Annotated in this window: 14 protein-coding genes; 4 read left to right on the plus strand and 10 right to left on the minus strand. The window is 31.0% G+C overall.

Features of this window, described 5'->3' with window-relative positions:
- Positions 1-361 precede the first annotated feature (361 nt).
- A complete protein-coding gene (locus LPC16_RS02970; RefSeq protein WP_229637659.1) occupies positions 362-1,297 on the plus strand; it encodes a lysylphosphatidylglycerol synthase domain-containing protein in 936 nt (311 codons plus the stop codon).
- Positions 1,298-1,477: 180 nt separating this feature from the next.
- Here the strand turns inward: LPC16_RS02970 and LPC16_RS02975 are convergent, their stop codons facing one another.
- The 4 genes from LPC16_RS02975 to dxs all read right to left on the minus strand — a co-directional run bounded on the left by LPC16_RS02975 (position 1,478) and on the right by dxs (position 5,550).
- Positions 1,478-1,960: a hydrogenase maturation protease gene (locus LPC16_RS02975; protein ID WP_229637660.1), complete on the minus strand. Its 483-nt coding sequence runs from the start codon at positions 1,958-1,960 to the stop codon at positions 1,478-1,480.
- 22 nt (positions 1,961-1,982) lie between these two features.
- Complete coding sequence (gene cobD, locus LPC16_RS02980; RefSeq protein WP_229637661.1) at positions 1,983-3,047, minus strand: threonine-phosphate decarboxylase CobD; 1,065 nt, start codon at positions 3,045-3,047, stop codon at positions 1,983-1,985.
- Between the two features lie 18 nt (positions 3,048-3,065).
- Positions 3,066-3,347: an HU family DNA-binding protein gene (locus LPC16_RS02985; protein WP_040054966.1), complete on the minus strand. Its 282-nt coding sequence runs from the start codon at positions 3,345-3,347 to the stop codon at positions 3,066-3,068.
- Positions 3,348-3,639: 292 nt separating this feature from the next.
- Complete coding sequence (dxs, locus tag LPC16_RS02990; RefSeq protein WP_040054965.1) at positions 3,640-5,550, minus strand: 1-deoxy-D-xylulose-5-phosphate synthase; 1,911 nt, start codon at positions 5,548-5,550, stop codon at positions 3,640-3,642.
- Between the two features lie 414 nt (positions 5,551-5,964).
- On the opposite strand from dxs, the gene LPC16_RS02995 reads away from it, so the two are divergent.
- The 3 genes from LPC16_RS02995 (at position 5,965) to LPC16_RS03005 (ending at position 7,524) form a co-directional block, all read left to right on the plus strand.
- Complete coding sequence (locus LPC16_RS02995; RefSeq protein ID WP_040054964.1) at positions 5,965-6,330, plus strand: ferredoxin-thioredoxin reductase catalytic domain-containing protein; 366 nt, start codon at positions 5,965-5,967, stop codon at positions 6,328-6,330.
- 5 nt (positions 6,331-6,335) lie between these two features.
- The gene (locus LPC16_RS03000) at positions 6,336-6,731 is read left to right on the plus strand and encodes a DUF309 domain-containing protein (RefSeq protein ID WP_229637662.1); all 396 of its coding nucleotides are present in this window, start codon (positions 6,336-6,338) and stop codon (positions 6,729-6,731) included.
- A 352-nt stretch (positions 6,732-7,083) separates the two neighbouring features.
- Entirely contained in the window at positions 7,084-7,524 is a 441-nt protein-coding gene (locus LPC16_RS03005) for a tetratricopeptide repeat protein (protein WP_229637663.1), read from the plus strand.
- A 7-nt stretch (positions 7,525-7,531) separates the two neighbouring features.
- Here the strand turns inward: LPC16_RS03005 and LPC16_RS03010 are convergent, their stop codons facing one another.
- The 6 genes from LPC16_RS03010 to cdaA all read right to left on the minus strand — a co-directional run bounded on the left by LPC16_RS03010 (position 7,532) and on the right by cdaA (position 12,300).
- Entirely contained in the window at positions 7,532-8,029 is a 498-nt protein-coding gene (locus LPC16_RS03010; protein ID WP_229637664.1) for a Jag family protein, read from the minus strand.
- A 193-nt stretch (positions 8,030-8,222) separates the two neighbouring features.
- Positions 8,223-9,359 (minus strand): membrane protein insertase YidC, encoded by a 1,137-nt coding sequence (yidC, locus tag LPC16_RS03015; RefSeq protein WP_229637665.1) that lies wholly within the window; start codon positions 9,357-9,359, stop codon positions 8,223-8,225.
- 417 nt (positions 9,360-9,776) lie between these two features.
- Entirely contained in the window at positions 9,777-10,154 is a 378-nt protein-coding gene (rnpA, locus tag LPC16_RS03020; protein WP_229637666.1) for a ribonuclease P protein component, read from the minus strand.
- 31 nt (positions 10,155-10,185) lie between these two features.
- The gene (gene rpmH, locus LPC16_RS03025) at positions 10,186-10,323 is read right to left on the minus strand and encodes a 50S ribosomal protein L34 (RefSeq protein ID WP_229637667.1); all 138 of its coding nucleotides are present in this window, start codon (positions 10,321-10,323) and stop codon (positions 10,186-10,188) included.
- A gap of 313 nt (positions 10,324-10,636) precedes the next feature.
- Positions 10,637-11,389 carry an undecaprenyl pyrophosphate synthase gene (locus LPC16_RS03030; protein ID WP_040054959.1) on the minus strand — a complete coding sequence of 251 codons (753 nt, stop codon included), beginning with the start codon at positions 11,387-11,389 and terminating at the stop codon, positions 10,637-10,639.
- Positions 11,386-12,300, minus strand: a complete 915-nt coding sequence (cdaA, locus tag LPC16_RS03035; RefSeq protein ID WP_229637668.1) for a diadenylate cyclase CdaA — start codon at positions 12,298-12,300, stop codon at positions 11,386-11,388. Before cdaA ends, LPC16_RS03030 begins: the two co-directional genes overlap by 4 nt.
- Positions 12,301-12,309: the final 9 nt, after the last annotated feature.

Raw genomic sequence — 12,309 nt, forward strand, 5'->3', positions numbered from 1 at the left:
AATTTAATTAAGCAAAGAATAGTTATTATATTGAGATGGTAAAAACAATATTTAAACTTTTACCAATCTCCCCCATTATTAGATTTTGAAGTTTTAAAAAATGATGTTAATAAAAAGTTATAAAATTTCTTCTTAGGTAACAAGATAAAGAAATCTAAATATTTGAAATAGTCAAATATTGATTATTTATACTTTAGATACTCAAATTGATGCCTTTTAGTGTTTAAGGTTATTAACCTTTTAAGGAAAATAATATTCCAAATTTGCAATATAAAGCTAATAATAAGTAAACTATTTTCAATTTTTAGACAAAAATTATATTAAAATATTTTTCTAATATAGAAAATTAATATATTTAACTATGTTATTCATTAAGAAAAAATTAAAATGGGTTTTTCTTATATTATCATTCTTAGTAATTAGAATAATCTTAAGAGATAGTTGGCAAGATATTCAAAATATTCATATAAGATCTAATGGCTATCTATTTTTACTTTCATCTCTGTTGATAACTTTTTTTTCTCATATTTGGTCAGGAATTTTTTGGGTCTATATACTTAAAAGTTGTCAACAATCTATAAAAACCAGCTTAGGTTTAAAAATTTACCTGATTACTAATGTATATAAATATTTACCAGGAAATATAGGTCACTTCTTGAAACGAGTCCATGAGCTTCAGAAACTTGGCTTTTCTGTGTCAATTGTTAGTATAGCTATTATTTTAGAGCCATGTCTGATGATTGTATCTGCTCTGTTAATTACATTATTAACTTACATCGTAGATTCCACAAGAATAATTATAAATACTAACATAGTATTCTTGTATCTCATGTTAATTATCATTATTTTAATTATTGTTCATCCATTTTTTTTAAATAAAATAGTTATTTATCTATCTAAGAAAAAATATAAGATTTTAGAAAACAAGAGCGCTAATTATATTAGACAATATCCAGGATTAATAATATTAGGAGAAGTAGTATTTATTTTACTTAAAGCACAAGGCTTTATTTTAGCTTTAATGTCATTTATACCAGTATCATTAGATAATTTTTTAACGTTAATTGGCTCTTTCAGTTTTGCTTGGCTGTTAGGTTTAATTACTCCAGGTGCACCTGGAGGAATAGGTATATTTGAGGTCACAGTTCTGCAAATGCTTCAGTCATCTTTTCTTGATACAGAAATCATCTTAGCCACTGTAGCTATCTTTAGAATAATTAATATTCTAGCTGAAGTATCAGGAATGTGTCTAGGATATCTCATTAATAACAATTCTCTGAAAAAAATATACAAATAAGCTTAGTAATGAGTTTGCCTACATTTCCTAATGTTCAAATTGTTAGTTAATATATATATGATGTTAATTTACAATAAGCATTGTTTTTTACACATAATACTACTGGTATAGGAATACCGTTTGTGAAAATATTTTGAGCTTGAACCTAAAAAAAACAAAACATCGAAGGCATTGCTAATTTTATTTTTTTGATTTTAAAATGAAGTGTTGTATATCTTCTTGTATGTGTCCAATAACTTTTTTCATAGCTGGCTTTAAATTAGAACTAATTTCTACTCCGAAGCCCAAATCTTTTACCTGGATAAGATATACAATAATATCTTTAGGAAATTCTTCCTTAAATATTTTTTTACCTACTGCTAAAGCGTTGTCCCATCTAAAATCATGCAAGCTATTGCTAGGTTCGGGTAACTCTTCTAATTCTTCTCCAGGAACTTTATAAATAGTTCCTGGAGAAGAGTTTATTGAACAAGCATCTATAATAATTAATTTTTGACTACCTTTTGCTTGAAACATAACCTCCATACCTGAGGTTCCGCAATCAAAAATATTAATCTTAGAAAAAAAAAATTTTTTACATTTTTTTTGTAGCTTCTGAGCAATAATTGCCCCTATAGCATCATCACAACGATTTAAATTACCACAACCAATAATTGTTAACATTCTAAAACTAAATTTATAAACATTAGATACTAAGGACTTCTGCTAGCGCATCAAGAAGTTTTTTATTATCTTGATGTTCACGTACTGCAACTCTAAAATATTTATCACCTAACTCATCAAAATTTGAACAATCACGAATTAAAATATGATATTTCTGCAATAACTTTTGTTGTAATTTAGAGCTTTCCATTAATGTTTCTACTAGAAAAAAATTGACCGAACTTGATATTGGATTTAAGCCTTTTATTTTTGATAAACCTTGGAATAACTTTTCACGATTAAACAAAAGCCATTGTCTAGTACTATTTGTAAATTCTTCGTCATTAATTGCTGCAATTCCTGCAACAACGGCTAAATAATTTACACACCAGGGATCTCGCCAAGTTTGCCATTTCTTTAGACGATCAGGGTGGGAAATTGCATATCCTAATCGTAACCCAGGAATACTGTAAAATTTTGTCAGAGAACGCAAAATTATCAAATTAGAATATTTCGATACCCAAGATACTAAACTTTCTTGTTGGAAAGGATCAATAAAATCCATAAATGCTTCATCTACTACGACTAAAGATAACTCTTCTAGTAAATGTATAAAAAACTCTTTCTTTAATAACTTACCTGTTGGATTGTGAGGGTTGTTAATAATAACTCCTGATTTTTCCCCTTGAAAATCATTAAGAGTAGCTATAGGATTATCTTGATGCCACAAAAAATCAAGTGATTTAACATTTGCTTGAAATGTTTTTAAGGCTCTTAAATAATCATGAAAAAAAGGTTTAAAAATGTATACTATTTCTTTTTGTGCCAGTTCACGTCCTGCCCAAGTTAATAATTCAGCAACACCATTTCCGATAAGAATCCATTCAGGAGATAATTGGTAATACTGAGCTAAAACTTCTCTTAACTCTGTATAGTTTGGGTCAGGATAATGATTAATATTTTGTAGTAAGGTTTGAATTGCATTCAACACACTCTGTGGTGGACCAATTGGATTTATACTGGCAGAAAAATCTAATATAGAAGAAGTAGGACAACCAACTTGATAGGCTGCCCAGAATAAATTTCCTCCATGAACGGGACGTTCCATATTTATAAAAAATAATAACTAGTCTTTAAGAGCAACTTTTTCTTTAAAAAGTTTTCCAGCCGAAAATGCAGGTACCTTAGTTGCAGGAATACTCATTTTTTCGTTAGTTTTTGGATTACGTCCTTCTCTAGCTTTACGATCACGAGCTTCAAAAGATCCGAAGCCTACTAAAGTTACTTTATCATCTCCTGCGACTGCCTCCATGATAGTCTCAATCGTAGCACTAATGACACTATCTGCTTGTTTTTTAGTAACATCAATTTTACTTGCTACTTTATCGATCAGTTCCCCTTTATTCATTTGGTAATCTCCCAGTTTGACGTTTTTACACTAATTTATTTTTTGACATCATACCAAGAAATATATCGTTTGCAAGTCATTTAGCAAAATTAAATTGTTAAATCCTAATAGAAGACTTGATTTTTAAAACATTATACTGACTTATCCCACTGAAAATAATCAGATTAAACTAAGAAATAATATTGGTAGGTTAATTGTTTCAGATCTAATATCTTTAGATTTCTACTGAGAAGTAGTAGAAATCTAATCTTACTACTTCTCAGTAGAAATCTAAAGATGTAATTTACAATATTTAGTTAATCATTGATGGTTGCAGAGAATTAAAAAAGGTTTTTCTAATTTTTTCAGCAATTTGAGGACTAGTCAATTGTAAATCTGCTTTTGATTCGTCAGGAGTGGCATGATCAACTAATTGATCAGGAATCCCGATTCTTTTAATTGGAACTACAATATTAAGATCTGTCAAAGCCTCAATGACAGCTGATCCAAATCCACCCATCAAACAACCTTCTTCTAGAGTAACTACTTTACCAATACTTTTAGCCAATGGCGCAATTAAATCAATATCTAAAGGCTTAACAAAACGTGCATTAATAACAGTTGCCTCAACACCGTGCTCTTTAAGAATTTCAGCTACTTGTAGTGATTGATAAACCATAGTTCCATATGCTACTAGTAGAATATCATCACCACTACGAAGAATTTCTCCCTGACCAATAGGAATAGATTCCCAACCTTCTTCCATTAGAGGTACCCCAATACCACTACCGCGAGGGAAACGCATAGCAATAGGTCCTGAGATATGATTAATACCTGTAACCACCATTCGCTGCAGTTCTGCTTCGTCTTTAGGAGCCATTATTGTCATATTTGGTATACAACGTAAATAAGCTATGTCATATAAACCTTGATGAGTAGGTCCATCAGCTCCGACAATACCTGCTCTATCTAGACAGAAAAATACGGGAAGATTTTGAATACCAACATCATGCAAGACCTGATCATATGCTCGCTGCAAAAAAGTTGAATAAATTGCAACCAGGGGACGTACTCCTTCACAAGCTAATCCAGCAGCTAAAGTAACTGCATGTTGTTCGGCAATACCAACATCAATATATTGTTCTGGTAGTTTTGCTTGAAGCTTATCTAAACCAGTTCCTGTAGCCATTGCGGCAGTAATACCAATAATTTTTGAATTATTTTGAGCTAAAGTTGTCAAAGTATGTGCAAAAACTTTGGAATAACTAGGAGGTTTAGGAGTATTAGAAGGTATTGCTTTCCCTGTAGCAAGACTGAATGGACTTTGAGCATGATAGCCAACCTGATCCTTTTCCGCAATTTCATAGCCTTTACCTTTAATGGTAGATACATGTACGAAGACAGGGCCAGTAGCTTTATGTGCTTGCTTGAAAGTAGAAATTAATTCTTCTATATTGTGGCCATCAATAGGTCCAAAATATTTAAAGCCTAGTTCTTCAATAACTGCACCAACTTTAGGCATTGCTAAGCGTTTTACACCTTCTCTTAGCCTTTCCATTTCAGGAGTTAAAGAATCACCAAAAAAAGGCAAATGTTTAAATTGTTCTTCAATATTGTCTGAAATAAATTGGACAGGATCACTTAACCGAACTTTATTGAGATAGCGAGAAATAGCTCCAACGTTAGGTGAAATAGACATTTCATTGTCGTTCAGGACAACCATAAGATTAGTATTGGGAAGATGGCCAGCATGGTTAATAGCTTCTAAAGCCATTCCACCGGTCAAGGCTCCATCACCAATGATAGATACCACCTTATAGTTTTCACCTTTATTATCTCTAGCTATAGCCATTCCAAGACCCGCAGAAATGCTTGTAGAAGCGTGTCCACCTCCAAAATGGTCAAATCGACTTTCACATCTTTTTAAATATCCAGCAATACCATTTTTTTGGCGTAGAGTATGAAAGCTGTGATAGCGACCAGTTAAAATTTTATGAGGATAGGCCTGATGCCCTACATCCCATATAACTTTGTCTTGATCTAGATCAAGGGTCTGATAAAGTGCAATAGTCAACTCTACAACTCCTAATCCTGGCCCAAGATGTCCTCCACTGGCTGCAATAGTTTGTAAATGTTTTTCTCTAATTTGACGGGCAACGTCTTCTAATTGACGAACTGGTAGCCCGTGTAACTGGTTAGGATGAGTAATATCACTTAAATTCATAATGGTTTACTTTATACCATCTTGATTTGGTTGTTATGTTATCTTGATTTGATTGTTATATCAAATAATAAAATCTCTCTTAGATATAGTAACTTCTATTATTTGTATTTAACTTATTTTTTTAATCAATTAAATTTATTTTTTCTATATTAAAGGTTATTAAATTTACCAGCATTCATTAATATAAATATATTTGCCCTATTTGTCATATATAATTATTAACCAGATAAAGTTTAAAAAATATTTATATTAATGATTTAGTCGTGTACTCTTCATCACAAAATAAGAATTTTTTACTCGATTCTAATTTTCTTCTATAAGTAATATAATCTGTACAGAATACACGCAAATGACAAAGAATATGTAACAATATTAGTTCCATACAATATTTAGGGCTTAATTTTATAATTATCCATGACTACAACAAACTCTAATAATCAAAATGATAAAGTACTCAACGCGATGAAAAAGTTTGCTGAACAGTACGCAAAAAGAACAAATACTTATTTTTGTAATGAACCTTCTGTTACAGCAGTAGTTATCGAAGGGCTTTCTAGGCATAAGGAAAAATTAGGTTCTCCATTATGTCCATGTCGTCACTATGAAGATAAAGTTGCAGAGGTTAAAAACACTTATTGGAACTGTCCTTGTGTTCCTATGAGAGAAAGAAAAGAATGCCATTGTATGTTATTCTTAACCCCAGATAATAATTTTGCTGGTAAAGAACAAGAAATTGATTTAGAATTTATTAAAGAAGTGCGAGAAAGTATGTCAACTTAGCAAACATGACTACAGAAAACTTTTTGGAAGGAATTAGACAATTCAATAAGCAAGAATTTTATGCTTGCCATGACACATTAGAGTCTATTTGGATAGAAACAATTGACTTAGATAAATATTTTTATCAAGGTATATTGCAGATATCAGTTGGTTGTTACCATCTAATAAATAATAATTGGCACGGAGCAGTTACTTCACTAGGAGAAGGAATAAAAAAGCTTCGTAACTATCAGCCAACCTATAAGAATGTTAACATTTCTCAATTTTTAGAAGAGAGTGAAAATTTATTAATGTATCTTCATAATATAAATCCTGATAGTATTGCTGAAATTTCTATGGTTTTAATATCAAATGCTAAAGATTCTCCATATAAATTTCCTTATATTAAGATGCTTTTATAATACAATATAGAATATTGTATACCTAAGTTTTCCAGTAATCATCTTTTAAATAGTAGATTTATAAAATTCTAAAAAATTTGTTTGGAATTTTCTTGACTTTAATGGGTTTATCATTTCTATAGATGGTATTTTAAAAAGCAAGCTTATTAGTTTTTCTATATTCAACATGGAAAAACTATTTTCTATACATTCTTTACGAGATATGAAAATAATAAGTTGTTGTTTAAAACTCTAAAGTTTCCAGAATACAGTTTTTTTTTAGTAAGAAATAATTTAATCTATCTTAGAAAATTTGTTTATTTTTAATATGTATTAGTTAATACGATACACTGAAGAAGTTTGATTTCACAATATGAACAAAAATAATATGAGAAAAAAACTATATCAAAAAATTATAATAATTTTTTCAGGTTTAGCATTATTTGGTAGTATGACCGTCGCAACTTTTTCTTTTAGACAATCCTCTCCGTCTTCATTATCAAAATCAAATACAGAAACAATCTATTCTATCGATGAAAGACTATATTCTATTATTCAGGGATATGAAACTGTTTTAGAAAGAGAACCAAATAATATGACTGCCAAACAGGGCCTAGAAGAAGCTTTAAGAACTTTAGTTGCTACTCAAATACAGGCAAAGAATTTAGACAAAACTATTCCAATAATGGAAAAGCTAACGACATTGGTACCAGAAAACGATCAATACAAAAACATATTAAAACAAATTAAAAATAATACGAATTCAAATACTAAAGTAAAAGATTTAAGTGTATCTGATTCTAGTAACCCTTAATTTATTGTCAAACAATCAGACGTTTAACTATTAAACGTCGATTCGGCTCTTTACCACGATTTTCAGCTGTTAAATCATTAAGATTTTTTAAAAACAAATGCACTTCATGACTTTCAGTTAAAGAAAGAGATGTCATTTCAACTTCTTGCCCCGTTTTACGCACTTGTTGTATGATTTCCTGAAGAGAAATTTTTAATTCTTCATGGCATCTAGAACGATAGTTATTTAATTCAATTTTAAATTGATATGAATTAGATAAATTTACATCATATTTAATGAATGTGTTAATTATATATTCAATAGCATCAATAGACTCTCCCCGTTTTCCTATGAGCTTTAACATATCCTGAGATGTTAATTGTTCTTCATTAATGACTAACCAAATCTCATTGATTTTTTCTAGCTCATTTCGTCCATATTCAGCTTTTACGTTTCCTGGAAATCCCATCAATTCTAATAGTTTTTCTAACCACTTTTTACCAATTTGTTTTTGTTGTTCTATCATTACGAAAACTAAATTCTCAGTATTTAATTAATCAGAATTTTTAGAAACTATGATAGTCGCATTTCCTATATCTCAGAAAATACTAAAAATTATTTTATATGTTCTTTAGTATTCAACTTTGAAATAGTCAGAATCAAATCATTTTATCATTTTCTAAAACGTAGCAAAAATACGTTTTAGAAAATGATGGAATTCAAGAAGTTTTTTCCTTTTTCTTTGAACGTTTTTCAAAAGGCAATGCTTCTCTGGTTATTTCTTCCTTTTTTTGTTGTTCTACTAGTTTCTGCAAATTCTCAGGTAATGGTTCTCGCATAAGAATAAGGCTCTGTAACGTCTGAAAAACATTAGCTACAACAATATACATTAAAACTCCTGCAGGTAAGGGAAAAAATAAGAACATACCGCTAAATAAAATTGGAGTGATTTTAGTAATTGCTTGTTGCTGCTGTGGGCCACTACCAGAAGAACCTGACAATTCTTGATTGATATAAATACTGGCACCAAAAAACAATATCATTGCTAGAATATCCCAGTTAATAGTCCCGTCCTCGCCCATCACACCTACTTGTCCTAGTGCTTTAATAAAAAGGAATCCTTTATTGGCAGCAATACCGGGGATAGTAGCCTTTATACTAATCTCTCCAGGATACAAAGCTTTAAAAGTTCCATCCTCATAATCTTCCAGTCTTTCTGCACCTTTTATAACTTCAAAAATTGGGTGAATTTTATTATACGAATTTTGAGAAATTAGATGTGTAAGTGATTCACCCTGAGTAGTTTTAAATACAATGTTTGATTTTTCACCAATCTCTAATTTATTACCTTTTGGCAACGATGCTATTACAGGAAAATGCAAACCATCACTAATATAAATATTATTAGGTTTGGTCTCGAAAGACTGTAAAGTGACTGTTTCTATATGTTCTTTCGGTAAAATTTGAGCATCTAGTGTATAGCTGATATCAGCAAAAGGTGATCCTCTCAAAGTTGCAAATAATGCAAAAAGAATGGGCATTTGCAATAAAAGAGGTAAACAACCTGCTAGAGGGTTACCAAATTCTTTCATTAGTTTTCCCATTTCTTCTTGTTGCTTTGCAGAATCGTCTTTGTAACGGCGTTGAATTTCCTCTTGCCTTTCTTTCATTAATGGCTGAGTAATTTTCATTTTTCGCATATTACGAATCTGCCCTGCACTTAAGGGATACAAAGCTAAACGAATTACTAAGGTCAAAGCAATAATTGAAAAACCATAACTAGGCACAATCCCATAAAAAAAATCTAGGATTGGTAGCATAATATTTGTAGAAATAAATCCGATCCCAAAATCCATTCTTCTTAATCCAAATTATTTTTCTAAAAGGTGATCTCTTTATATAGACTCTATATTAAAGTGAAAAGGTATAGTAACTAAAAGTTATCTCGTCTTACTTTTAATTTCAGAAGTTATTTAAGAATAATTATTCAAAATATTTTAGTTTATAACTTTAATATTTCTAAAATATAGGAAAAAATGTAAATAACTATTACATTTATGCGTAACAGAATAAGATTATCATATCAACTAGCTACATGAGTAATCAGTGTTAACTTCATTCAAAATAATTACAGTTCATAAGTGATAAAATTTCTTACTCTTTCAAACTAATAGTATATTTTAATTTTCTAAATAGTTGAATTTAAATAAATTATGACTAATCCTGATGAAATTCTATTTCATCATGACAACATTCTAAAAAATGCAAATTTTCTAGTAACCGTGAACAATTTTTGCATTAATCAATAATTCTTTTATTTCCCTTAAAAGAATGCTGTATTGGCATCCTTGAATCTGTTTTTTGACTACTATAACAATTTGATACCCTGAGACAATTTTAGGTAAAAAAACACGGATTACCGATTTAATCTGCCGTTTTAAATAGTTGCGAACTATTGCCTTTTTACTGATTTTTTGGCTAATAGAAATACCAAATTGCGTTGGTATTATTTGACAATTTTTATTGATACCAAAAAGTGAGTGCATTACGAGTTGAGAACTATAGTAGCGTTCTCCTTTCTTGTAAACAGACTGGAATGACTTATGATGCCTAAGGCGATTATTTTTAGGTAATCCCACTTTTCCCCACAATTACTTAAATAGCCAGGATAGCACTTTTGTTCTAGACAGATAAGCGATATCTTCCTCTTTTTCGTCTTGCTTGAATGACCTTACGTCCATTGTGATCTCTCATACGTGCCCGAAAACCGGATGTTCTTTTCTGTTTTCGGTTAGTCCCCCCTAGTGTCCGTTGGGTCACAAGCTCATTCCTCCAATAATACTTTTTTAATTTAATATTATAAATACACAGAAGTACATCATAACAAAATAAAAGGTAAATAGCAAATTCTATTCTTTCTAGATGTAATGTACTGTTGTCGTGATTATCACATAAATTTTTCTAAAAAACTGATTAGGTAATAACTAAATTTAATTTATAACAAATAATCATAAATAATTTTTACGCATTGCTCATATTACCGTGACTAACTTGCTTTAAGTAAATAAAAACTTAGTAAGTTGATAAATGTTTTACATATACTGGGTGTTCAAATTTCGTAATAAACGTTATTTTAGAGTTTACCAAATCTTCTTTGTCGATGTTGATATTCTAATAAAGCTTCATAAAAACTTTGACATGTAAAGTCTGGCCAGAGAGTTGAAGTAACATAAATTTCTGCATAGGCTAATTGCCATAATAAAAAGTTACTTAAGCGCATTTCTCCACTAGTACGAATTAATAAATCAGGATGGGGAATATCTTTAGTATATAGATAATTTTCAAACAGAGTTTCATTAATATCGTTTACATCAAGTAAACCTTGCTTTACCTTTGTTGCAATCGTTTGACAACTTTGAATAATTTCCTGACGTCCTCCGTAATTGGTCGCTATTGTAAATTGCACTCCTGTATTATTTTCCGTATTTTTCATTGAACGAAAAATTTCTGATTGTAAAGATGGAGGTAATTCTTCTAAGTTTCCAACAAAACGTATTTTTACATTTTCATTCATCATCTCTTCTAGTTCTCTATGTAATACTGTTTCAAAAAGAGCCATTAAAAATTCTACTTCTTGAAGAGGTCTTCCCCAATTTTCAGTTGAAAAAGCATAAGCTGTTAGAGCAGGAATTCCTAGATCTCTACAATAACGAAGTAAATCTTTAAGAGTTCCTACTCCCCTTTGATGTCCTACAATTCGAGGAAGTCCACGATGCTTCGCCCAGCGTCCATTGCCATCCATTATCACGGCAATATGGCCTGGGAGACGGTTTTGATCAAGATCAGTTGGTAAATTCTTTAACACAATAGATTGCTTAACAGTCATTTCTTCTCTTCCGGTGAGTTCGATGACGAAATATTAAAAGTTCGTTTGAAAAAAAGTTTTCCTTGTAAGTCAATAGTATGCTTTAAAACATCCCAGCCAGGAGTTACAGAATCGCTATCAACGATTAGAGAGAAGCGCTGTTTCAATAACTCTTTTAATCTACTATTAGTTAGGGGACGGTCTAAAACTCCCTTCTCAGCTAAAGATATTGAACCTGTCTCTTCAGAAACTACTATACAAAGACACTGATCAATATTTTCAGTGATTCCTATAGCAGCACGATGCCGAGTTCCTAGCTGACGTGAAAATGTTTTATCAGACAATGGTAGAATAACCCCTGCAGAAATTATTCTAGAACCACGAATAAAGACAGCTCCATCATGAAGTAAAGTCTTGGGCTGAAAAATTGTTTGTAACAAGGCCTTAGAAATTTCTCCATTGACTATTACCCCAGGATCAACAAAAACTCTAGTATCAATAGATGCTTCTGTCTCAATAACAATTAATGCTCCTGTTCTATTTTGAGATAATTCTCGTACTGCTTCTACCAGTTCATCCACTATATTGCCTGGCTTAGGTATTGGTCTTCTTTGTTTAAATAATTGTAGTATTTTTCCTCTTCCTAGTAACTCTAGAAATCTTCGAAATTCTCCCTGAAAAATGACAGCCATGGATACTGCTGCTCCTAAAACTAATTTTTCCAATACGAATTTCAACAGTGTTAATTGAAGCTTTTCGCTAATCACTGTTACTAACATTAAAATAATTAGCCCCCGAACCATCCATAAGGTACGACGTTCACCAATAGCAAAAAGCATCAAATAGGTTAACAACAGCATCAAACTAGTATCGATGCCGCTATAAATCAACCCTGAGGTTATCCAGTGCTGACTAGGAGGCTCACCTAACATGATGTAAAA

It is taken from the genome of cyanobacterium endosymbiont of Braarudosphaera bigelowii, assembly GCF_020885515.1.
Lineage (GTDB): Bacteria > Cyanobacteriota > Cyanobacteriia > Cyanobacteriales > Microcystaceae > Atelocyanobacterium > Atelocyanobacterium thalassa_A.

Bases quoted from the DNA above. Each gene is read 5' to 3' on its own strand.
- LPC16_RS02985 (WP_040054966.1), bottom strand. From the start codon at position 3,347: ATGAATAAAGGGGAACTGATCGATAAAGTAGCAAGTAAAATTGATGTT.
- LPC16_RS02970 (WP_229637659.1), top strand. From the start codon at position 362: ATGTTATTCATTAAGAAAAAATTAAAATGGGTTTTTCTTATATTATCA.
- cdaA (WP_229637668.1), bottom strand. From the start codon at position 12,300: ATGTTAGGTGAGCCTCCTAGTCAGCACTGGATAACCTCAGGGTTGATT.
- LPC16_RS02995 (WP_040054964.1), top strand. From the start codon at position 5,965: ATGACTACAACAAACTCTAATAATCAAAATGATAAAGTACTCAACGCG.
- yidC (WP_229637665.1), bottom strand. From the start codon at position 9,359: ATGGATTTTGGGATCGGATTTATTTCTACAAATATTATGCTACCAATC.
- LPC16_RS02975 (WP_229637660.1), bottom strand. From the start codon at position 1,960: ATGTTAACAATTATTGGTTGTGGTAATTTAAATCGTTGTGATGATGCT.
- LPC16_RS03000 (WP_229637662.1), top strand. From the start codon at position 6,336: ATGACTACAGAAAACTTTTTGGAAGGAATTAGACAATTCAATAAGCAA.
- cobD (WP_229637661.1), bottom strand. From the start codon at position 3,047: ATGGAACGTCCCGTTCATGGAGGAAATTTATTCTGGGCAGCCTATCAA.
- LPC16_RS03010 (WP_229637664.1), bottom strand. From the start codon at position 8,029: ATGATAGAACAACAAAAACAAATTGGTAAAAAGTGGTTAGAAAAACTA.
- LPC16_RS03030 (WP_040054959.1), bottom strand. From the start codon at position 11,389: ATGACTGTTAAGCAATCTATTGTGTTAAAGAATTTACCAACTGATCTT.
- LPC16_RS03005 (WP_229637663.1), top strand. From the start codon at position 7,084: ATGAACAAAAATAATATGAGAAAAAAACTATATCAAAAAATTATAATA.
- dxs (WP_040054965.1), bottom strand. From the start codon at position 5,550: ATGAATTTAAGTGATATTACTCATCCTAACCAGTTACACGGGCTACCA.